The sequence below is a fragment of the Phocaeicola sp. HCN-40430 genome (assembly GCF_037890285.1).
Classification (GTDB): Bacteria; Bacteroidota; Bacteroidia; order Bacteroidales; family Bacteroidaceae; genus Phocaeicola; species Phocaeicola acetigenes.
Map to the genome: position 1 here is coordinate 32,425 of NZ_JBBKBS010000012.1, position 22,437 is coordinate 54,861.

The 22,437-nt window shown below is 42.2% G+C and carries 17 protein-coding genes and 1 pseudogene; 7 read left to right on the forward strand and 11 right to left on the reverse strand.

The window, feature by feature from the left end:
* Positions 1-33: 33 nt before the first annotated feature.
* The 6 genes and pseudogenes from WKU26_RS07025 to WKU26_RS12750 all read left to right on the forward strand — a co-directional run bounded on the left by WKU26_RS07025 (position 34) and on the right by WKU26_RS12750 (position 8,696).
* The gene (locus WKU26_RS07025; protein WP_340321419.1) at positions 34-4,569 is read left to right on the forward strand and encodes a translocation/assembly module TamB domain-containing protein; all 4,536 of its coding nucleotides are present in this window, start codon (positions 34-36) and stop codon (positions 4,567-4,569) included.
* A 10-nt stretch (positions 4,570-4,579) separates the two neighbouring features.
* Complete coding sequence (locus WKU26_RS07030; RefSeq protein WP_340321420.1) at positions 4,580-5,614, forward strand: agmatine deiminase family protein; 1,035 nt, start codon at positions 4,580-4,582, stop codon at positions 5,612-5,614.
* Positions 5,615-5,618: 4 nt separating this feature from the next.
* The gene (locus WKU26_RS07035; protein WP_269878225.1) at positions 5,619-6,506 is read left to right on the forward strand and encodes a carbon-nitrogen hydrolase; all 888 of its coding nucleotides are present in this window, start codon (positions 5,619-5,621) and stop codon (positions 6,504-6,506) included.
* Between the two features lie 744 nt (positions 6,507-7,250).
* Positions 7,251-8,153: a leucine-rich repeat domain-containing protein gene (locus tag WKU26_RS07040; RefSeq protein ID WP_340321421.1), complete on the forward strand. Its 903-nt coding sequence runs from the start codon at positions 7,251-7,253 to the stop codon at positions 8,151-8,153.
* Positions 8,154-8,376: 223 nt separating this feature from the next.
* Positions 8,377-8,538, forward strand: a pseudogene (tnpB, locus tag WKU26_RS07045) (IS66 family insertion sequence element accessory protein TnpB); the annotation flags it as partial.
* A gap of 86 nt (positions 8,539-8,624) precedes the next feature.
* The gene (locus WKU26_RS12750; protein ID WP_445323224.1) at positions 8,625-8,696 is read left to right on the forward strand and encodes a hypothetical protein; all 72 of its coding nucleotides are present in this window, start codon (positions 8,625-8,627) and stop codon (positions 8,694-8,696) included.
* Between the two features lie 502 nt (positions 8,697-9,198).
* Here the strand turns inward: WKU26_RS12750 and rsxA are convergent.
* The 10 genes from rsxA to WKU26_RS07100 form a co-directional block, all read right to left on the reverse strand.
* On the reverse strand, positions 9,199-9,798 hold the full coding sequence (rsxA, locus tag WKU26_RS07055) for an electron transport complex subunit RsxA (RefSeq protein ID WP_269878223.1): 600 nt from the start codon (positions 9,796-9,798) through the stop codon (positions 9,199-9,201).
* Positions 9,799-9,820: 22 nt separating this feature from the next.
* Positions 9,821-10,405: an electron transport complex subunit RsxE gene (gene rsxE / locus WKU26_RS07060; RefSeq protein WP_269878221.1), complete on the reverse strand. Its 585-nt coding sequence runs from the start codon at positions 10,403-10,405 to the stop codon at positions 9,821-9,823.
* Between the two features lie 15 nt (positions 10,406-10,420).
* Positions 10,421-11,059 (reverse strand): RnfABCDGE type electron transport complex subunit G, encoded by a 639-nt coding sequence (locus WKU26_RS07065; protein WP_340321423.1) that lies wholly within the window; start codon positions 11,057-11,059, stop codon positions 10,421-10,423.
* Positions 11,056-12,045: an RnfABCDGE type electron transport complex subunit D gene (locus WKU26_RS07070; protein WP_340321424.1), complete on the reverse strand. Its 990-nt coding sequence runs from the start codon at positions 12,043-12,045 to the stop codon at positions 11,056-11,058. Before WKU26_RS07070 ends, WKU26_RS07065 begins: the two co-directional genes overlap by 4 nt.
* Positions 12,046-12,163: 118 nt before the next feature.
* Positions 12,164-13,501: an electron transport complex subunit RsxC gene (rsxC, locus tag WKU26_RS07075; protein ID WP_340321425.1), complete on the reverse strand. Its 1,338-nt coding sequence runs from the start codon at positions 13,499-13,501 to the stop codon at positions 12,164-12,166.
* A 37-nt stretch (positions 13,502-13,538) separates the two neighbouring features.
* On the reverse strand, positions 13,539-14,495 hold the full coding sequence (locus WKU26_RS07080) for a Fe-S cluster domain-containing protein (RefSeq protein ID WP_340321426.1): 957 nt from the start codon (positions 14,493-14,495) through the stop codon (positions 13,539-13,541).
* Positions 14,496-14,515: 20 nt separating this feature from the next.
* Positions 14,516-14,938: a SoxR reducing system RseC family protein gene (locus WKU26_RS07085; RefSeq protein ID WP_340321427.1), complete on the reverse strand. Its 423-nt coding sequence runs from the start codon at positions 14,936-14,938 to the stop codon at positions 14,516-14,518.
* A 154-nt stretch (positions 14,939-15,092) separates the two neighbouring features.
* Complete coding sequence (locus WKU26_RS07090; protein ID WP_340321428.1) at positions 15,093-15,668, reverse strand: RNA polymerase sigma factor; 576 nt, start codon at positions 15,666-15,668, stop codon at positions 15,093-15,095.
* Between the two features lie 315 nt (positions 15,669-15,983).
* Positions 15,984-18,611 (reverse strand): valine--tRNA ligase, encoded by a 2,628-nt coding sequence (locus WKU26_RS07095; protein WP_340321429.1) that lies wholly within the window; start codon positions 18,609-18,611, stop codon positions 15,984-15,986.
* A 109-nt stretch (positions 18,612-18,720) separates the two neighbouring features.
* Positions 18,721-19,263, reverse strand: a complete 543-nt coding sequence (locus WKU26_RS07100) for a DUF805 domain-containing protein (protein WP_340321430.1) — start codon at positions 19,261-19,263, stop codon at positions 18,721-18,723.
* Positions 19,264-19,512: 249 nt separating this feature from the next.
* Here WKU26_RS07100 and lepA point away from each other — a divergent pair, with 249 nt between their 5' ends.
* On the forward strand, positions 19,513-21,294 hold the full coding sequence (lepA, locus tag WKU26_RS07105) for a translation elongation factor 4 (RefSeq protein WP_269878206.1): 1,782 nt from the start codon (positions 19,513-19,515) through the stop codon (positions 21,292-21,294).
* Positions 21,295-21,382: 88 nt separating this feature from the next.
* On the opposite strand, the gene WKU26_RS07110 is transcribed toward lepA, so the two are convergent.
* On the reverse strand, positions 21,383-22,381 hold the full coding sequence (locus tag WKU26_RS07110; protein ID WP_340321457.1) for an MBL fold metallo-hydrolase: 999 nt from the start codon (positions 22,379-22,381) through the stop codon (positions 21,383-21,385).
* Positions 22,382-22,437 lie beyond the last annotated feature (56 nt).

Consider the following 22,437-nt stretch of genomic DNA (forward strand, 5'->3'; position numbering starts at 1 on the left):
ATTCGTAATTTTGATGACTTTTTTGTTACTAACATGCGGTTAAGACCTATCAAACATATCATACAGTTTACCATCATTCTGCTACTTGTCCTGTATTTCGGGATAATAGGCATCCTGAATGTTCCTTACATTCAGCGTCAAATGTCTGTTTATGCCAGTCAAGAATTAAGCAAGATTTTACAGACAGAAGTAAATGTTGGTAACATTGATTTAGGATTACTAAACCGTATCATCATTCAGAATGCAACCTTACAAGACCGGCAGGGAAAAGAACTGCTGAAAGTAGCACGTCTATCAGCTAAGTTTGACCTCCATTCACTTGTATCTGGGAAAATCCGTATCAGCAGCGTACAGCTGTTCGGTCTCAATGCTCGTTTAAATCGTCCTACCCCCGATAGTGCACCTAATTTTCAATTTATACTCGACACTTTTGCTTCAAAAGATACGGTAAAAAAAGAATCCAACATCGACCTTCGTATTAATGCCGTATTGATACGCCGCGGACAAATACATTATGATTTGCTTTCGGCTCCTGCTACTCCGGGAGTATTCAACGGCAATCATATTGGTATTGAAAATCTTTCTGCTACACTTTCACTGAAAGCTTTCAGCCGCGACTCTTTGAATGCACAAATCCGCCGCATGAGTTTCAATGAGCAAAGTGGATTTACGCTGAAGAAATTAGCTCTTAAACTTACGGCCAATCGCCGCCATCTGGCAGCGAACCACATAGAAGTAACACTTCCACAAACATCATTACAAATCGACACCATTGCAGCTTTCTACAATGGATTCGATTCTTTGCCTAAGCTCAGCGAACAAACACGCTACATGGGTAAACTTCATGCAGAAATTACCCCATCCGATATTGCATCTTTTGTTCCGGCTTTACAGCATTTCCACGATCCGGTTACCTTGCGCCTTGCATTCAAAGGAAAAGGAAATCGTACGGAATGTACAGAGCTGTATGTTACCAATCCGTCTCAAAGCCTGCTTATAAAAGGAAACGCTACTGCCGACCAATGGAACAGCAAGCGTAACATGTATTTATCCGGCAATCTGGAAACAGCTCAAATCAATAAAGAAGGAGTGCAGTGGCTCCTTCAAAATTTAACAGGAAAACAGGATAAAGAAAAAACTTTAGAACGTCTTGATTTTGTCCGGTTCAACGGTAACATTTCCGGCCACTTACAGCAACTCACCACAAAAGGAAGTTTCACCTCAAACGCAGGAACAGTCAATGGTAACGTCACCATGCATACAGATACCCTCACAGGCTTACGTTCATATTCCGGGAAGATTTCCAGTAAAGAGCTGAATCTGGGTATTCTGTTGAACCAGGAAAAGACCTTAGGAAAAACTTGCTTTGACGTAGAACTGAAAGGATTCAAATACAGAAACAACAAACCCGAATCGTACATAAAAGGAAACATTACTTCGTTTGAATACAAACAATACGAATATCATAACATCAGTCTGGACGGACAGTATACAGGAGGAGGATTCAACGGACGGTTAGCCCTTAACGACCCCAACGGAAATATTGAAATCAATGGAAAGTTTGTCACTTCACAGCAGACACCCGATTTTAACCTAAGAGCCGTAGTACAACATTTCCGCCCGAATGATCTGAACCTGACAACCAAGTACAAAAATAAAGACTTGTCATTAAGTCTTACAGCTGATTTCAGCGGTCATTCCATCGACGATATGCAAGGCAAAATCAGTATAGACAGTTTACTGGTAAACTCTACAGAAGAAGACCAGCGATATTTCCTGCCTAATTTGTCGGTTACTGCCGGTAGTGTCAAAGATAGAAGTGAGAAACAAATACGCATTGACTCTCCTTTTATTCAAGGTAGCGTAGAAGGAAATTACTCGTACCGTACCCTGTTGACCAGTATTCTCAAAACCGCACAGCGATACGTACCGGCATTGGTTTCTTCCAAGAAAAAATTACCTGAAACCAACAACAATTTCCGCTTCCGTTTTGCACTGGAAAATGCAGAATTCTTTTCGAAAGTACTGGATATGCCGGTAGAATTGTCTATGCCAGCCAATATAAGCGGTTATTTCGACGATGAGCAGACTCGTTTGCAAATCCGAGGATATGTGCCCGAATTTACATACAATGACTCCTACTATGAATCGGGAGTACTATTGTGTGAGAACAGCGAAGATATGCTTCAATGCCACGTCAGGGCAAACAAGAGAATGAAGAAAGGTGCCATGGTAAACCTGGCATTGACAGCCAGAGCCAAGGACGATAAGCTTCGCACTACAATAAACTGGGGAAATAATACAAGCACAACATTCAGCGGGAAAGTGGAAGCTTTGGCTCATTTCAAACAGTCGGAAGAAAAAAAACAACTGCATACCACTATCGACATACAGCCAAGTCAAATTATTTTAAATGATACGGTATGGCGTATTCACCCGGCAGAAATTATTGTCGAAAAAAACAATATAGAGGTAAACAACTTCCTCTTTGAGCATGCAGACCAGCATCTGAGAGCCAACGGAAAAATCGGCAAGGAAGAAACCGATTCCTGTATTGTAGATCTGAAGAATATCAATCTGCAATACATCATGGATATTATCGAGTTTCATGCCGTGAAATTCAACGGAATGATAACCGGAAAAGTACATCTGAATCACGTACTTGAAGATCCGGTGATGCACACACGGCTCGATGTAAAGGGATTCTCTCTGAATGATGCACTGCTGGGAAGAGCCGACATTACCGGTAAATGGGACAAAGAGCTGGGAGGAGTACGACTGTTTGCAGACATCAAGGAAGATACAGTTTCGTTCACTAAAGTAAACGGCTATGTGTCCCCCAAAATGAAAGGTCTTGATCTTCATATACAAGCCGGAGGAACAAACCTTGCGTTGTTACAACCATTCATCGAAGGTATTTTCAGTAACGTGCAGGGACGTACATATGGCAATATCCGACTGTTCGGCCCATTTTCGCAATTAGACTTAGAGGGAACAGCCAATGCCAATGTATCAATGAAAGTGAATATTCTGAATACGAGCTTTCAGGCCAGCTGCGATTCACTGCGAATTACCCCCGGACACTTTTCTTTCCGAGATGTGAGACTAACAGACCCGGAGGGACATACCGGAACTGTAAACGGGGACTTGAACCATACAAAACTCAAGAATCTGTTGTACCGTTTCCGTTTCGATACAGACAACATGCTGGTATATAAATCGGAAAAAGAGACTCCCGACTTCCCTTTCTACGGACAAATCTATACAAGCGGAAATGTCAGTCTGCAAGGAGGAGGAGTCAACGGACTTAGTGTAGACGGAAACTTACGTACCGATGCAAAAACTTCATTTGTATACGTAACCACTACAGCTGCTGAAGCTACCAGTTCGCAGTTCATCACATTTGTAGACCGTACTCCACACCGGCTGCAGGAAAATATACAGACCGACTTATACCATCATCTCAATGAAGAAAAGGAAGATGATGAGGATGATACTCCGGGGGATATTCGTCTGAACCTCCAGATAGAGGCCACACCGGCTGCTACCATGAAAATTGTAATGGACCCTGCCGCAGGCGACTATATCTCTGCAAACGGAACAGGCAACCTTCGTATCAACTTCTTCAACAAAGGAGATTTCCAGATGTTCGGAAATTATAACATCGAAGAAGGTATCTATAAGATGAGTATGCAGAATATCATCAGAAAAGACTTTATACTCCAGTCCGGAGGAACGGTATCTTTCAATGGTAATCCTAAGCAGGCGAATCTGAATGTGCAGGCTATTTATACTGTCAACTCTGCTTCGCTGAACGACTTGATTGCAGATGCTTCTACAAATAAGGGAACAGTAAGGGTAAACTGTATTCTGAACTTGTCCGGCAATCTGACCTCTCCTACCTTAACGTTCGATCTCGACCTGCCGACTGTCAGCGACGAAGACCGGGAACTGGTACGCAGTCTGACCAGTACGGAAGAGCAGATGAATACTCAGATTATCTACCTGCTGGGAATTGGTAAATTCTACACTTACGATTATGCCAACAATGCACAGTCGTCGAATGCAACCAGTTCACTGGCTTTCAGTACGCTCTCCGGTCAGTTGAACAACATGCTCTCGCAGGTAATAGACAGCCAGAACTGGAACGTAGGAACCAGTCTGAGTACCGGTCAGGAAGGATGGACAGATGTAGAAGCCGAAGCCATCTTGTCCGGAAGATTACTGAACAACCGGCTAATTATAAACGGAAACTTCGGATACCGTGACAATCCGATGCGGAACACCAACTTTGTGGGCGACTTCGAAGCAATGTGGCTGCTTACCAAAAACGGAGAATTCCGTCTGAAAGGATACAACGAGACAAACGACCGATACTTTACCAAATCTACGTTGACTACTCAGGGTATCGGATTTATGTACAAGAAAGATTTCACTAACTGGAGAGAGCTTTTCGACTGGATTTTCCTTCGCCGAAGAGGAAAACGAAGCTCTAAAGAAAATGCATCTTATAAACCCGAGGCCATCCAACCGACCTCACAAGATAAAAAAACAAAAAATACAAACTAACAAGATAAATATGGAAACAACGTTTTTTCTGCCTGCCGAATGGCACAAACAAAGTTATATCCAGCTTACATGGCCTCATGCTGATACAGACTGGGCTTATATGCTGGACGAAGTAGAAGCTTGCTTCCTTCAGATAGCCGAAGCAATAGCCAGCAGACAACCGCTGCTGCTGGTTGCCCCTGAGTTTCCCGAGATATTAAAAGACTCTCCTTACAAGGAAAACATTCATTTTACAAGCTGTCCGACCAACGACACTTGGGCCCGCGACCACTCTTTCATTACTCTGCTGGATGCACAGAACCATCCTATCCTGCTTGACTTCTGTTTCAACGGATGGGGAATGAAGTTTGCAGCCGACAAAGACAATCTTATCAACAGCCATCTGTACGAACAGAAAATAGTACAGGGAGAATATGTCAACTGCCGCAACTTTGTTCTCGAAGGAGGCTCCATAGAAAGCGACGGAGAGGGTACTCTTCTGACTACTTCGCTGTGTCTGCTGGCCCCTAACCGTAACGATACCATGAACCGCGCACAGATAGAAGAGTATCTGAAAGAACGCTTTAATCTTCGTCAGGTATTATGGTTGGATCATGGTTTTCTGGCAGGAGATGATACCGACAGTCACGTTGATACATTAGCCCGCCTGTGTCCGGATCATACTATTGTGTATGTACAGTGCACCGACGAAACCGACGAGCACTATACAGCACTGCATGCCATGGAAGAACAGCTGAAGAGCTTCCGTACAGTAGACGGAAAACCTTATCGCCTCCTTCCGCTGCCAATGGCAGATGCCGTATACGATGAAGACGGACTCCGCATTCCGGCTACTTATGCAAATTTCCTGATTATGAACGAGGCTGTACTCTACCCTACTTACAATCAGCCGGAGAACGACCGTAAGGCAGCATCTGTACTGGCAGAAGCTTTCCCCGGAAGAGAAATCGTAGGCATAGACTGCCAGGCACTGATCAAACAGCATGGTTCACTGCACTGTGTAACAATGCAATATCCCGAAAATGTAAGACCTAACACTTTATAAAATTATGAAAAGAACTATCCGAGTAGGTATCGTGCAGCAATCATGCACCAACGACCTCAAATTCAATTTGGAAAAGTTGCACCGCAACATTGCGTCTGTGGCACAGGCTGGAGCTCAGCTCGTAGTTTTGCAGGAACTGCATAACACTCCTTACTTCTGCCAGACAGAAGACACTAACCTGTTCGATTTGGCAGAACCTATTCCCGGACCTTCTACCGGTTTTTATAGTGAAATAGCGGCTGCTTATCATATCGTTCTTGTGACTTCCCTGTTCGAACGGCGTGCTGCCGGACTGTATCACAATACGGCTGTAGTATTCGATGCAGACGGAAGTATTGCCGGCAAATACCGCAAAATGCATATTCCAGACGATCCTGCCTATTACGAGAAATTTTATTTCACACCGGGCGACATTGGCTTCGAACCGATTCAGACATCCATCGGAAAGTTGGGTGTACAGGTTTGCTGGGACCAGTGGTATCCGGAAGGAGCTCGTCTGATGGCACTGAAGGGAGCGGAACTGCTGATTTATCCTACCGCCATCGGATGGGAAAGTACCGACACACAGGAAGAAAAAATGCGCCAGTTGGGAGCATGGGTTACCGTACAGAGAGGCCATGCTGTAGCCAACGGATTGCCGGTTATTGCAGTAAACCGTGTAGGACTGGAACCGGATCCTTCGGGACAGACCAACGGAATCCAATTCTGGGGAAACAGTTTTGTAGCCGGTCCGCAGGGTGAACTTCTGGCACAGGCAAGCAACTTGAAAGAAGAAAACCTGGTGGTGGAAATCGACATGAACCGTAGTGAGAATGTTCGCCGTTGGTGGCCATTCCTGCGCGACAGACGAATTGACGAGTTCGGCAACCTGACCAAACGTTTTATCGACTAAACGCATATATAAGAAAGGATAAAGGTCATTGCCTTTCTTTATAAAAGCTTCCGAAAATTGGAGATGAACAACCTTCGTTTTCGGAAGCTTTGTTTTTATTCTCATTCTTCTACTCTCCCCTCTCCTGCACATTCCGAATAAACATTCGAAGAAATGCACCTTTTACACTTTGAGGTTTGGTTGTAACTTTGCGGTTGCGAATACAATCGAACCTCAATTATTATAACAGACAAGAATTTGAAGAATTAGAATTGCAGGTGCAACAAAGCAACCTGCCGTTGAAGTCGTACCTTCAACGGATAGGTGTAAGTTATTCAACCTATCATTACTGACGTAGAAAATGTTCCGTTGACAGAAACAGTATCAAACAAGAGTTGGCTCCTTTCAGTTCTAAATAAGCAGTTACGGAACCTTCCCTAGAAGAACAATTGCCGCATAATGAGGTAGGAATTGTAGGAGTATGATTAATATTAAGAGGAATAAATGAATCACCTGTTGGATCGGTATGTTTGGTATATGGATGACTCAACCCGTATTTTTTCTACCAATAATGAAAACATGAAGATTATCACAGGTGACTTATAAATCAAGATTAGAGGAGCTGTGAGCATTCGGTAATTTACATATTTCAAAGTGCATCCGGATAATAGTTTTTTATTATCTTTGCTTTGGTTATATCAGAGAATAAATTTTTAGAGTTTTTTTTTTTTGTTATCTAACTTTCTTGTGGAAACATTAAAGTATATGGTAAAAAAGTATATTAACACAGTTAAGGGTATTTTTTATGTAATCTTCTCGGGGCGCTCATCAAAGGATATGTTTACAGGAATATTTAACCTGAATTTATACAAGGGTGGGATACTGAGGAAGGAAATAGGAATTAATAATCTATTAAAGGTAAGACATCTTAAAATTAACGGATTCATCAATATCCATGATTTGTATTTCATGCAATATATGGATAATTTAGAGATGCTGGATTTATCAAATATCATATATCACAGGAAAAGAATTCACGAAAGAGAGAAACTTAAATTAAGAAAGAATCTGCTGAAAAGAAAAAAGAAACTAACGACTATTCATTTGCCAGAATTTATAAGTTATATACCGGATAATTTTTTTTATGATTGTAAGAGTCTTCAAAGAGTGGTAATTCCCGAATCTGTTAAAATTATCGGCTGCAATGCTTTCAGTGGCTCTGGTATAAATGAAATCGTAATACCAAATTCTATTGAGCGTATAGAGCATGGAGCTTTTGATAATTGCAAAAACCTTAAGTCGGTAATAGTAGAAGACGGTAAGAAATTAATTTCCTGGAAAGGAATTCAGTTTTATAATTGTCCGGATTTGAAGACCGTATATATAGGGAGAAGTTTCAAAGAAGAAGATACTTTAGTTTCGCATCAGGGCATAGATGAACTCAAATTAGGGCGTTTTGTTAAAAATATAAATATTGAATTTGACTTTGTAAATAAAGTAATTTGCGAAATGAAAGCACCTCCCTCCGTAAAAGGAAATCTTAATAAAATAAACTATATAGATATAAAGCATAATTATGACTTGTTCTGGATTCATCCTTTATGGAACAAAATATTGAGAAAAAATAACAGCAAGCATTCAGTAAATTGTCTCAATATAGAGTCTTGAGTTATATCATACAAAGTTATGATGACACAAGAAGAAGTAGTAGAGATAATGAACTACTGCAAAGAGCACAAAGTGACTTATAAGTTAAGCAATCATTCAGGCCTTCAGCCATGTTGAGCCATAATGACAGCATGCGCTATCTGTTGTATAACCGCCCGACTGATATGCGCAAAAGTTTTCTTACTCTCAGCGGTATCATCACCGGCATCATAGGGCAGCCCCCTACAACGGCAATGTGTATATCTTCATAAACCGTGACCGCATAAAACTCATGCATTGGGAACTAGGCGGCATGGTACTGCATCACAAACATCTGAATACCGGTATCTTAGGTAAACCTGATTCGGTCAATGAGAAACATAAGGCGAAAAAGGAGTATGAGTAGTGCGTACGCGATGGCATCACGGGATACATTATATTCCATTAGGAATTACGATGGTCGGCTGTTGGGCACATATCAGAAGGAAGTACATGGATACCCTGGAAGAAAACAGGAAGCTGGCCACACAGACGATTCAATACATCAGTAGGCTGTACAAGTAAAAGTTGCATGGGTAAAGCCATCGAATATACATACACGCTTCCTCCAAGACTTTCCAGATACGTAAACGACGGAAGAATAGATACTATTAATTTCGAATCGACTACGAATAGCACCGATTCGGAACTAATTCACAAGATTTGCAACGTGGTTTACCGGATACTTATCATTCCGATAGCTGACCCATAAAGGCATGGTATCAATCAGAAAGTTCATTCGACGACGTCGATTTTACATTCAACGCCGCCGTTTATAAAACCAACGACAGTGGATGTAAAGCCGACGACGTCGGATAAAGCGAAGTGCGCATTCTTCTACTCTTCGCGAAAGGCTACACCAAACTATCTTTCTTGCAATACTTCCTATCACAAACCAACATTGGAGGAAAGGATGCAAAAAAACATCGGCGGTGCTGGCCTCTGCTTTCTAAGCATGAAACCAACACCGCCGACAGTGTATCAGAAAAATCTTCTCTCCGCTTCTCGGAGAGAAGGTCTTGAATTATTACAAGCCAAACAATACAGCCAGGCCCTTATCTACTCCGGAAAAGCCCATAAAGGCCATAGCCAGCAAACCAGCTGTTACCAGAGCAATAGACATACCACGCATTCCCTTCGGAATATTTACCAGACTCAACTGTTCGCGAATACCTGCAAATACAATCAGAGCCAAAGCAAAGCCAAGTGCTGTAGAGAAAGCATATACTACACCTGTAAGCAGATCGTATTCCTTCTGAATAACAAGAATAGTCACACCCAGAATACAGCAGTTAGTTGTAATCAACGGAAGGAATACTCCCAATGCCTGATACAAAGAGGGAGATACCTTTTTCAGAATAATTTCCACCATCTGTACCAATGCAGCAATTACCAGAATAAAGGCAATAGTCTGCAAGTAACCCAATCCTGTAGGATTCAGTACAAAATGCTGAATCAGATAAGTTACAATAGTAGCCAGTGTAAGTACGAAAGCCACAGCAGCTCCCATACCCATTGCGGTTTCCACCTTCTTAGAAACTCCCAAGAACGGACAGATACCCAAGAACTGTGACAACACAATGTTGTTCACAAATATAGCGGTGATAAATATCAATATATATTCCATATCTTCTTTTTGTTTTTAGGAGTTAAGCTTTCTTCAGTTTGTTTACAATTGCAATCAGGTAACCCAATGCAATGAATGCTCCCGGTGCCAATACGAAAATCAGCATACCGTAATTTTCGGGCATCAAGGCTATATTAAACAATTTTCCTGTACCCAGGAATTCGCGTACACCACCCAGAATAGTCAGTGCAATGGTAAAACCAAGTCCCATTCCCAATCCGTCGAAGAAAGAAGCCAACGGAGTATTCTTGGCAGCAAAGGCTTCTGCACGTCCCAGCAAGATACAGTTTACTACAATCAACGGAATGAACAATCCCAATGTAGCATACAAAGCCGGAACATAAGCCTGCATAATCATCTGCAACAAAGTCACAAACGAAGCAATGACTACCACAAAGATAGGAATACGTACCATATCAGGCACCAGTTTCTTGATTAATGAAATAACCACATTCGAACAAATCAATACAAACATGGTAGCCAATCCCATACCCATACCATTGATGGCAGAAGAAGTAGTACCCAACGTAGGACACATACCTAAAAGGAGTACAAACGTAGGATTCTCTTTCACAATCCCGTTCATCAATACTTTAAAATTATTCATAGTCTATTCCTCCTTTTAATTGTTTTCTACGTTTTCTGTATTCTCGCTCTTAGCCTGAGAAGTAGCACCACTGGTTCCGTCTACGTGCTGATTCTTGTAAGCCGCATACGCATTGTTTACAGCTTGCAGAAATGCACGGGTTGTAATTGTAGAAGCAGTAATGGCATCTATTTCTCCTCCGTCTTTACTTACTACCAAAGGAGCATTTCCCGGATTCTTTCCGGTGATATCGCCTTTGGCACCTTTCTTAAACCAGTCGGCAGCTTTCGAACCCAAGCCCGGAGTTTCCGAATGGCTCAACAAAGAATAATCGATGATGTTTCCTTCCGGATCGAAACCTACCAGCACAGTCAGCGTTCCGGCAAAGCCGTTGGAAGAAGATTCTACGGCCGCACCGATAAATTCTCCACCTTTAGTAGCCTTATAGATTTTGTACGATACTCCACTTACCTCGATAGTTTCGGGAGCCTCAGCCGGATTGTTGTCAAATCCGGGTACCACCACAGCAATTGCATCACTCAATGTCTTGGCATTGGCCTGTGCAATCGGTTCGGCTGTTACTTCGTTCACCCATCCCAGCAATGCACCGGCAACAACTGTAAATCCAGTGAGCGACAAAGCCATATTCTTCAAAGATGATTCTAACTTTTTCATTTCTTCACAACCTCCCCAAAACGTTTAGGTTTACAATAGGTGTTAATCAGCGGAGTAAATGCATTCATGATGAGAATAGCAAAAGACATACCTTCCGGATATGCACCGAATGTACGGATTACTACAGTCAGGAAACCAATTGCTACACCATAAATAAGCATTCCCTTGTGGTTCATCGGAGAAGTCACATAGTCGGTTGCCATGAAAATAGCTCCCAACATCAAACCACCGGTAAACAGATGAGTCAGTCCTCCTGCATATTTCACCGGATCAACCAGATTCAGAATAGAAGCAAATACAAATACGGTGAGCAGGATAGAAACCGGAATGTGCCATGTAATGATTTTCTTCCACAGCATATAGGCCAAACCTAACAACAATGCTACTGCACTGATTTCGCCCACACAACCAGGATTATTTCCCAGGAACAAATCCAGTACACTTGGCAACTGGCTCAGTGCTTCTGTATCGCCGTGTACAGCCTGCTTCATCAGGGCCAAAGGAGTAGCACCTGTAGCAGCATCAGTGTAAGAAGTCCACTGAGAAGTAAGTGGCCATGAAGTCATCTGAACAGGGAAAGAGATAAGCAGGAACACACGTCCTACCAAAGCCGGATTGAAAGGATTGCATCCTAAACCACCAAATGTCATCTTACCTATACCGATAGCTACCAACGCACCGATAATAATAATCCATAACGGAAGATTGGAAGGAAGATTGAATGCCAGCAACAAACCTGTAAGAGCGGCAGAGCCATCCAGAATAGTATTGCGGCTGCGTTTCAATATAAATTTGGTAATAGCCCATTCAAAGAACATACAGGCTACAACCGATGTCAGCGTAACGATGACAGCTCCCAGACCGAACATATAAAACGATACAAGCAAGGCAGGTATCAAAGCGATAATTACACCGTACATGTTTTTCTGTACGCTGTCGCCGCTATGCACGTGGGGAGATAACGATACTATTAATTTATTTGCCATAATAACTTTTGAGTTTTTGAGTTTGTAAGTTTTTGAGTTTAAGTCTCCGAGTTTATAAGTCTATATGGCTGCAAACCGTGCGTCCATCACAAACTTAGGAACTTAAGAACTTAAAAACTCACTTTTTAGCATTACGTGCGCGGATAATACCACCCACCTTACCTTTACCTAAACGAATATAATCCAGCATCGGACGATGTGAAGGACATGTAAACTGACATGAACCGCACTCAATACAAGACATAATCATTGCGTGTTCTACACGTTCCCAGTCTTCATGTGCCGAACAAGTAGCCAAAAGGAATGGCTCCAGTCCCATCGGACAGGCACTTACACACTTCGCACAACGGATACAAGGATCTGGTTCTGCACGGCGTGCCTCCTTCTCGTTCATCAGCAATACACCTGAACTACCTTTGCAGATAGGAACTTCTGTATTGGCCAAAGCTTTACCCATCATCGGTCCACCTCCGATTACCTTTCCGGTATCTTCCGGCAGTCCGCCGGCAGCCTCAATAAGCTGGCTCATCGGAGTTCCCATACGAGTAAGGAAGTTAGACGGATTTTTCACCGACTTACCTGTAACGGTTACAATACGTTCGAACAAAGGTTTGTTCTTCTGAACTGCTTCGTATACGGCATAAGCAGTACCTACATTCTGCACCACAGCTCCTACATTGATAGGAATAGCAGGAGGAGCAGGAACCTGACGACCGATTACGGCATCGATCAACTGTTTTTCACCTCCCTGTGGATATTTCACTTTCAAAGGTACTACCTCAATGCCTGGGTAAGATGCAGCTTTTTCAGTCATCAGCTTAATTGCATCAGGCTTATTGTTTTCTATACCGATATATGCCTTTGTTACTTTTGCAGCTTTCATCAGAATGCTTACCCCCACGAGTACTTCATCTGCTTTTTCAAGCATCAGACGATGGTCTGCAGTCAGATAAGGTTCACATTCCACTGCATTGATAATAACACATTCGGCCTTGCAACCCGGAGGAGGAGTCAGTTTCACATGAGTAGGGAAACATGCACCACCCATACCAACTACACCTGCATTTTTAATCTTTGCAACAATTTCTTCCGGAGACAGACTGCACTCTTTAATCAAAGTTGTGCTGCGGTCGATAGTTTCTTCCCATTCATCTCCTTCTACATCAATATAAATAGCCGGTTTACGATAACCACTTGCGTCAATTACGCTATCAACCTTACTCACCTTACCGGATACAGAAGAGAAGATAGCTGCCGAAACAAAACCTCCGGCCTCAGCAATTTTGGTACCAACCTTTACCACATCGCCTTTCTTCACGATAGCAGTAGCAGGAGCACCAATATGCTGAGACAAAGGGAACACAGCCTGCTTGGGCAGAGCCAATGTTTCGATTGCCTTACCGGCTGACAATTTATTTTCTGCTGGATGAACTCCACCAATTCTAAATGTCTTCACTGTTATATTATTTATTAGTATTTACGACTTAAGTTAATTAAGCTTCTGCTTTCGGAGCCTGTGCCGATTCAGTAGCTGATGCAGATGCCGGATTGACAACTTCTGCTTTTGGAGCAGATTCAACCGGAGCCTTCGGAGCAACCGGAGTTGCTACTGCTTCAGCTGATTTAGCTTTGCGAGGAGGAAAGTTCTTCGCAATGATTGCTCCCTGCGGACATTCCATCTCACATTTACGGCACGACTTACATTTAGCCGGATCGATGTAGGCCAAATTGTTTTCCAACGTAATGGCTTCGAACGGACAAACCTTCACACACTTACCGCAACCAATACAAGCAGCAGTACATGCTTTACGAGCTACCGCTCCCTTTTCCTTGTTCACACACTGTACATACACACGACGGTTGTTCTTTCCCTTCGGACGAATCTCAATAATATTGCGCGGACATGCTTTGCTACAAGCACCACAAGCCGTACATTTTTCTTCGTCTACTTCCGGAAGACCTGTCTCCGGATTAATCTGAATTGCACCAAATTGGCAGACCTTTACACAGTCTCCACAACCCAAGCAACCAAAAGAACATCCGGTCTCACCTCCATAAGTTGCATGTGCTACAGCACACGAACGTACTCCATCGTAGTGAGTAATCTTTGGACGGTTCGCACAAGTACCGTTACATCTTACTACTGCTACTTTTGGTTCTGAAGCCATAGCCTCCAATCCCAAAATAGCTGCCACTTTCTCCATAGTAGGTTGTCCACCTACCGGACATAATTTCCCTTCCAATGAACCGGCCTTTACACAAGCTGCAGCAAAACCAGAACATCCAGGATAACCACATCCTCCACAATTGGCTTGCGGTAACACTTCCGCAACCTGCCCAATACGTGGATCTTCATACACAGCAAATTTCTTTGAAGCAGCATAGAGTATGACTGCTGCAATCAGACCTATAACGCCCAATGAAATCACTGCCACCAAAATTAAACTCATAATAAAAAGTAGGTTATTAATTATTTTATAGTTTCCAATACAAATACAAAAGTCCGACTCAACTTATTTCGGCACATATATATAATAAGATAATAGGGAATTAACATAAGCAACGCCACTAAAGCCGAAAAAGCCTCATTACCTTCGGTCAATCTCATAGTAATAAACAAGACAGACAACAATATCAGAAAAGGAAAGCCAAATGCCAACCATACAGCTTTCATCCCCATTGAAGTTGCTCCTACAATCCATACCTGATCGCCAACCTGACAATCAAGATTATTCCGATTATATACATCTATTAATTTTTCTTTTGTTTCTGAAGCATTGCAGTGACCTTTCACACTACAAGATGAACAAGCAGATGTTTGCTGAATTCTTACCCGAACGTAAGAACCTTGAATGTTTTCCACAATACCCAGATGTTTTATTTTATTGGCCATTTTTGTCAAGTACACTTTACAAATGCGTGACAAATGTACTATAAATATTGTATTATAGTGTATGTTAACCCCGAATTTCTCATTAAAAAAAGTAAAAAAGGAGAAGAGAATAATCTTTTTGTCTTCTCTTCTCCTTCCTGTCGACTTATTTTAATCATGAATCCATATCTATCCCTCTTCCTTTCATCAAGCGCTTCATTTTCGCACAAACCGTTCTCAAACGTTTTATTACAGTAGACATATTTATTCCTGTTCTATTGGATATTTCCTGATATGTACAGTCTTCCCAATATCTCATTCTGATAAGCCGTTGCATAGGCTCCGACTGCTCCTTCACTACAGCCTCCAAAATACGGAAACACTCCTCCGAATGAGAAGGGACCGATTCCTCTGCTGCCAGTTTATTATGATTCAGCAAGTTCGGACTTAACTCGACCGTATCTGGCCTTTTTTTCCGATAAGTAGAATACAAATAATTACCTACTACACAATGTGCCCACGCAGGGAAATATCCTCTTCCCTCGTATACACTCTTCAATTTCTGGGAGATTCGCAACGAAACTTCCTGATACAAATCAGCAACCTCATCCTCGTTATTTGTTTTCTGACGAATCCAGTGCAGAATACAAGATGAATAACGTTCCAACAGTACATCAAAACATTTAGTATCACCAGCGCGATATCCTTCTATCAGCGCATCATCGGATAATTCAAACAAATGGTTTTTCATATTCGGTATTACTCCATCATTTACAGTATAAAACAATACATTTCTCAAAAGTAAATACAAAGGAAGAATTCAATTAAAGAAATTATATCTGCAACAATAGAGTATTTAGTTTTAAGGTAAGGTTATTTTTAATTTAAAACTTAATATACGTCCGATAAAAAATCTTGAATATTTTCTTTTTTCGTTGTATTTAAGAATGATTTCTAGAGTAAATTTAAATATTTTTTCAATAAAGCAAAATAATATTTAAAAAAAAGCGCAAATACATGATCTGAACATGTATTTGCGCTTTTACCAAAGAAACAACTGATGGCTTTACTTCTTCAATGCAGCTATACTTTCTTTCAATGCTGCAATTTTAGTTTCGGCATCAGCCTGTTTTTTACGTTCCATTTCTATTACATTTGCCGGAGCCTTGCTGACAAATTTCTCGTTGCTCAGTTTCTTCAATACACTTTGCAAGAATCCTTCCTGATATTTCAAGTCAGCCTCCAGTTTCTTCAGTTCCTCTTCTACATCAATAAGATTACCCAAAGGAACAGCATACTCTGTAGTACCTACCATAAAGGCTGCAGCTCCTTCTGCTTTCGTTTCTACAGAAGTAATGGCCGACAAATTACACAATTTTGCAATAACAGAAACAAAAGCCTCTACAGGATTTTCTCCTACTACTTCCAAAGACAATGCTTCTTTCTGTGCAATATTCTTTTGCAGACGGATAGTACGGACACCACCAATCACCTCTTTCACTGCTTCAAACTGAGCAATCACAGCTTCGTTGAACGAAACATTCATATCCAAAGTCTGTGTCATGATACTTTCGCCTTGCTGACGATCGTAAATATGCTGCCACAGCTCTTCTGTAATAAAAGGCATAAACGGATGAAGCAGCTTCAACAATGTATCGAAGAAGCCCAAAGTCTTTTCAAAAGTCACGCTGTCGATAGGCTGTCCGTAAGCCGGTTTCACCATTTCCAGATACCAACTTGAGAATTCATCCCAGAACAATTTATAAACAACCATCAAGGCTTCACTCAAGCGATATTTTCCGAACAGATCGTTTACTTCGGCAGCTGTCTTAGCCAACATAGCCTCAAACCACTCAGTAGACAAGCGCGCATATTCCGGCTGTTCAATTTCAGCTACATTCCATCCCTTTACCAAACGGAATGCATTCCAAATCTTATTGTTGAAGTTACGTCCCTGTTCGCACAAAGCATCATCAAAGAGAATATCGTTACCTGCAGGTGCAGCCAACATCATACCCATACGTACACCATCAGCTCCATACTTATCAATCAAATCCAATGGGTCTGGAGAGTTACCCAATGATTTTGACATCTTACGGCCAATCTTATCACGTACAATACCGGTGAAATATACATTCTTGAACGGCATATCACCCATGTATTCGTAACCAGCCATAATCATACGGGCTACCCAGAAGAAGATAATATCCGGTCCTGTTACCAGATCGGAAGTAGGATAGTAATATTTGATTTCTTCATTTCCCGGACGGTTGATACCATCGAACAACGAGATAGGCCACAACCAAGAAGAAAACCAAGTATCCAAGCAGTCATCATCCTGACGAAGGTCTTCCAACTTCATATCCTGCTTACCAGTCTTCTCTTTAGCAAGTTCAAGCGCTTTTTCTGCAGTTTCAGCTACCACGAAACCACCTTCCGGCAAGAAATAAGCAGGAATACGATGTCCCCACCACAGCTGACGGCTGATACACCAGTCTTTGATATTCTCCATCCAGTGACGATAAGTATTCTTATACTTAGCCGGATAGAACTTCAACTCATCATTCATTACAGGTGGCAAAGCCATATCTGCAAAATGCTGCATTTTAAGGAACCACTGCATAGAAAGTTTCGGTTCAATAGCTACATTGGTACGTTCAGAGAAACCTACTTTATTGGTATAAGCTTCCACTTTTTCCAACAAACCTGCTGCAGCCAGATCTTTTTCAATCTGTTCGCGAACATCGAAGCGGTCCATACCCACATACATACCAGCAGCTTCACTGATAGTTCCATTATCGTTGAAGATATCAATGCTCGGCAAATTGTATTTCTCACCCAACATATAGTCGTTCACATCGTGAGCAGGTGTTACCTTCAAACATCCTGTACCGAACTCAATATCTACATAGTCGTCTTCAATAACCGGAATCACACGGCCCACCAACGGCACAATCACCTTCTTACCCTTCAACCACTGGTTCTTCGGGTCGTTCGGATTGATACACATTGCAGTATCACCCATAATTGTTTCAGGACGAGTAGTTGCAACAACTGCATAACGTCCTTCTGCGTCACCTTCTACCTTATAACGCAAATAAAACAACTTGCTGTGTTCTTCCTTATAAATTACTTCTTCATCACTCAATGCTGTCAAGGCTTTCGGATCCCAATTTACCATACGAACCCCACGATAAATCAAACCTTTATTATAAAGGTCGACAAATACCTTGATTACACTTTTGCTGCGTTCTTCGTCCATTGTAAAGGCTGTACGATCCCAGTCGCACGATGCCCCCAATTTACGCAACTGCTTCAGAATAATACCTCCGTGTTCTTCTGTCCAAGCCCATGCGTGCTTCAAGAACTCCTCACGAGTCAAATCAGTCTTTTTAATACCTTGCTGTGCCAGTTTATTCACAACCTTTGCTTCTGTTGCAATAGAAGCATGGTCAGTACCCGGTACCCAACAAGCATTTTTCCCCATCATACGGGCACGACGTACCAGAATATCCTGAATGGTATTGTTAAGCATGTGTCCCATGTGGAGAACTCCGGTCACATTTGGCGGTGGAATAACGACGGTATAAGGTTCACGTCCGTCAGGTTTCGAACTGAATAGTTTATTGTCCAGCCAATACTGATACCATTTTCCCTCCACATCAGCGGGATTATACTTACTAGCTAATTCCATTGTTTCTATATCGTTTGTTTTAATAATTAACGTAATATGCGATTGCAAAAGTAATAAAAGTTGTTGAAACTGCGATACTCCCCCGAACGAAAACTTATATTCTGCATTTTTACGCTTCCACTTCTATGTATTTGGGAGACTTGCCATATTTATTTTCTCCTTTTTGGCTATCAAAACACAATAAAACAATTAATATCAACTGAACGAGAAAACATAAAATGTGCAGCCATACATATTTCAGCAAAGTATTGCTCATCATCCTGACGGCTTCCATTCCTTCCATACCATCTGCAGCCTGTACAAATTTCCACTCCTCCATTCCCAACAAAAGCAAATACACAAGCATCAGCGTAAAATCGAAAAATGCCCATCCTCCGCTTCTTCCCGTATCATGCAAGCGCCTTACTCCCATCGGAAGCAATATACACTTCCACAAAAAGATCCCTCCCAAAACATACAATGGAAAGAACGGTGAAGCGGTCGGCCCTAAAGGGAAAGTTGCCGAAAATACACCCAATATTACATAAGTCAACGACATACCCCACCAGTATTCGGAACGGCGGGAACGACCTTTAAAGACAAACAGTTTCTTCACTATTTCCTTCATGGCCTCTGCAGGCCCAAGCGATGAAACGACAATCTTCTTTTCCATAGCAAACAAATACAATTAATCAAAGACTCATTATTTTTCCTCTGTCTGTTTACACAGCCACAGTTTTTTATCCGACTAACCAGGTCAGCATTTCCTAAATTGCAAATTTAAGAAAAAACACTCAAATTTCATCCTGCTGTAAAAGATAAAAAACAATGATTACATTGCAAGCCTCTTGTTAAACTGGCTTAGAGTATCAAGTTTTTTTCTTACCTTTGCACCATTAATACTTTAATTTATAAAGCACAGATGAAGAATATCAGAAACTTTTGCATCATTGCCCACATTGACCACGGAAAGTCGACACTCGCAGACCGTCTGCTGGAGTACACACAGACCATTAAAGTGACCGAAGGACAGATGCTCGACGATATGGATCTGGAACGTGAGCGAGGCATTACCATCAAAAGCCATGCTATCCAGATGGAATACAATTATAAAGGGGAAAAATATATTCTCAACCTGATTGATACTCCGGGACACGTAGACTTCTCATACGAAGTATCCCGCTCTATCGCTGCCTGCGAAGGAGCATTACTGGTAGTAGATGCTTCACAAGGCGTACAGGCACAAACCATCTCCAACCTTTATATGGCATTGGAACATGACCTTGAAATCATCCCGGTTATGAACAAATGCGATATGGCCAGTGCCATGCCCGAAGAAGTAGAAGATGAAATCATCGACCTTCTGGGATGCAAACGGGAAGACATCATCCGTGCTTCCGGAAAGACCGGTATGGGAGTAGAAGACATTCTTCAGGCTGTAGTAGAACGTATCCCCCACCCGACCGGAGACGAAGAAGCTCCGCTTCAAGCTCTGATTTTCGACTCTGTATTCAACTCATTCCGAGGCATCATCGCTTACTTTAAAGTAGTGAACGGTGTAATCCGTACCGGAGACAAAGTGAAATTCTTCAATACCGGTAAAGAATACGATGCCGATGAAGTGGGTGTACTGAAAATGGATATGGTTCCTCGTAAAGAACTCAGAACGGGAGATGTAGGTTATATCATTTCCGGCATCAAGACTTCAAAAGAAGTAAAAGTTGGAGATACCATCACTCACATTGCACGTCCTTGCGACAAAGCCATCGAAGGATTCGAAGAAGTAAAACCGATGGTCTTTGCCGGTGTTTACCCCATTGAAGCCGAAGATTATGAAAACCTGCGTGCATCTTTGGAAAAACTGCAGTTGAATGATGCCTCACTGACCTTCCAGCCCGAATCATCACTGGCTTTGGGATTCGGATTCCGTTGCGGCTTCCTGGGACTTCTCCACATGGAAATCGTACAGGAACGACTCGACCGCGAATTCGACATGAATGTCATCACCACTGTGCCTAACGTATCCTATATGGTATACGACAAACAGGGAGGAGTACAAGAGGTACATAACCCTGGCGGTATGCCCGACCCTACTTTGATAGACCACATCGAAGAACCATATATCGACGCTTCTATCATTACTGCAACCGACTACATCGGTCCTATCATGACTTTGTGTTTAGGTAAAAGAGGTGAACTGGTACGTCAGGATTATATTTCCGGAAACCGTGTGGAACTGCATTACAAGATGCCTCTTGGAGAAATTGTCATCGACTTCTACGACAAGCTTAAGAGCATTTCAAAAGGATATGCTTCATTCGACTATCATCAGTCCGGCTTCCGTCCGTCTAAGTTGATTAAGCTGGATATCCTGCTGAACGGTGAATCGGTGGATGCACTCTCCACACTGACCCACTTCGACAATGCTTACGATTTAGGACGCCGTATGTGTGAGAAACTGAAAGAGCTTATCCCACGCCAACAGTTTGAAATTGCTATCCAGGCTGCTATCGGAGCCAAGATTATTGCCCGGGAAACCATCAAGGCAGTACGTAAAGACGTAACAGCCAAATGTTACGGTGGTGACGTAAGCCGTAAGCGTAAACTGCTTGAAAAGCAGAAGAAAGGTAAAAAACGTATGAAGCAGATTGGTACAGTAGAGGTTCCGCAGAAAGCTTTCCTTGCCGTATTGAAACTGGATTAAAACAACTATCACACTATACAGAAAATCTCCAAAGTACCTCTATCCGGTTGCTTTGGAGATTTTTCGTTTTCTTCTTATCAAAAGATATTCATCTCATCGGCTTCAGTTTTACTACCTCCCCCAATTCCGGCAACAATACAGACATATCCCGCTTCTTGGCTTCTGCCTTAAACACATGAGGTGGATCGAAAAGAGGCTCGTCCGAAAGATCGAATGTACCATAATGCATCGGAATCGTAAGACAGGCTTGCATATCTGCCGAAGCAGTCAGTGCATCATAAGGCGAAATATGATTAGGTTTCATAAACCAGCGCGGTTTGTAAGCCCCTATTCCTACCATACAATAATCAATATGCGGGAACAAATGAGGAAGCTCACTGAAATGAGGAGCATACCCTGTATCTCCACTATTGTAAATTACAATTCCTCCAGCTTCTATCATGAATGCTCCCCACAAACGTTCTCCCCCATCACTGACCCCACGCTTGCTCCAGTGCTGTGCCGGAAGAAAAGTCAGTTTCAAATCACCGTCCTGATATTGCTGGTACCAGGCAGCCTCTATCACCTCCATATCCGGGAACCATCCTTTAATCAAGACTCCGGTACCAATACCGCAAAAGAGCTTCATCTGAGGGTTATCGGCAAACAAACGAGCCACACTGGGCTTGTCCAAATGGTCGAAATGATCATGACTGATCAACAAATAATCGATATGCTGAAAAATAGAAGGATTGGCCGGAAACAAGCTACGGCGCTTTACAAAAGGGATATTGCCATATACCGGATCAATCATAAAGCGCTTTCCACCCAACTGCAAGAAAAAGGAATTGTGTCCCAGCCATATCAGAGAATTACCTACCACATTATCCAGCGAGCGTAAAAAATGTATCTTGGGATTCCATTTTACAGTACGCTTTTCCTTTCGCTGCGGATTTGGGGAGAAACGCCATTTCAACACGCTCCCCATTCCAGGACGCCAACGATGCTGGCGATTGAAGAATTTACCCTTTACCGTAGGATTGCCTCGCCAATGCGGGTTTACCATATGCAAGCACTCGTTTTTTCGAAATGTAATCCGTTCTCCCATATACTCTCCTTCCAAAAAAGAAAGCTGTGTCCAAAGAAAACAATATTCTTCCGACA

Excerpts from the sequence above, each read along its gene's own strand:
- lepA (WP_269878206.1), top strand. The coding sequence starts at position 19,513 with ATGAAGAATATCAGAAACTTTTGCATCATTGCCCACATTGACCACGGA.
- WKU26_RS07035 (WP_269878225.1), top strand. The coding sequence starts at position 5,619 with ATGAAAAGAACTATCCGAGTAGGTATCGTGCAGCAATCATGCACCAAC.
- WKU26_RS07070 (WP_340321424.1), bottom strand. The coding sequence starts at position 12,045 with ATGGCAAATAAATTAATAGTATCGTTATCTCCCCACGTGCATAGCGGC.
- WKU26_RS07030 (WP_340321420.1), top strand. The coding sequence starts at position 4,580 with ATGGAAACAACGTTTTTTCTGCCTGCCGAATGGCACAAACAAAGTTAT.
- rsxE (WP_269878221.1), bottom strand. The coding sequence starts at position 10,405 with ATGAATAATTTTAAAGTATTGATGAACGGGATTGTGAAAGAGAATCCT.
- WKU26_RS07080 (WP_340321426.1), bottom strand. The coding sequence starts at position 14,495 with ATGAGTTTAATTTTGGTGGCAGTGATTTCATTGGGCGTTATAGGTCTG.
- WKU26_RS07095 (WP_340321429.1), bottom strand. The coding sequence starts at position 18,611 with ATGGAATTAGCTAGTAAGTATAATCCCGCTGATGTGGAGGGAAAATGG.
- WKU26_RS07065 (WP_340321423.1), bottom strand. The coding sequence starts at position 11,059 with ATGAAAAAGTTAGAATCATCTTTGAAGAATATGGCTTTGTCGCTCACT.
- rsxA (WP_269878223.1), bottom strand. The coding sequence starts at position 9,798 with ATGGAATATATATTGATATTTATCACCGCTATATTTGTGAACAACATT.
- WKU26_RS07090 (WP_340321428.1), bottom strand. The coding sequence starts at position 15,668 with ATGAAAAACCATTTGTTTGAATTATCCGATGATGCGCTGATAGAAGGA.
- WKU26_RS07100 (WP_340321430.1), bottom strand. The coding sequence starts at position 19,263 with ATGGAAAAGAAGATTGTCGTTTCATCGCTTGGGCCTGCAGAGGCCATG.
- WKU26_RS07085 (WP_340321427.1), bottom strand. The coding sequence starts at position 14,938 with ATGGCCAATAAAATAAAACATCTGGGTATTGTGGAAAACATTCAAGGT.
- WKU26_RS07025 (WP_340321419.1), top strand. The coding sequence starts at position 34 with ATGCGGTTAAGACCTATCAAACATATCATACAGTTTACCATCATTCTG.
- WKU26_RS07110 (WP_340321457.1), bottom strand. The coding sequence starts at position 22,381 with ATGGGAGAACGGATTACATTTCGAAAAAACGAGTGCTTGCATATGGTA.
- WKU26_RS07040 (WP_340321421.1), top strand. The coding sequence starts at position 7,251 with ATGGTAAAAAAGTATATTAACACAGTTAAGGGTATTTTTTATGTAATC.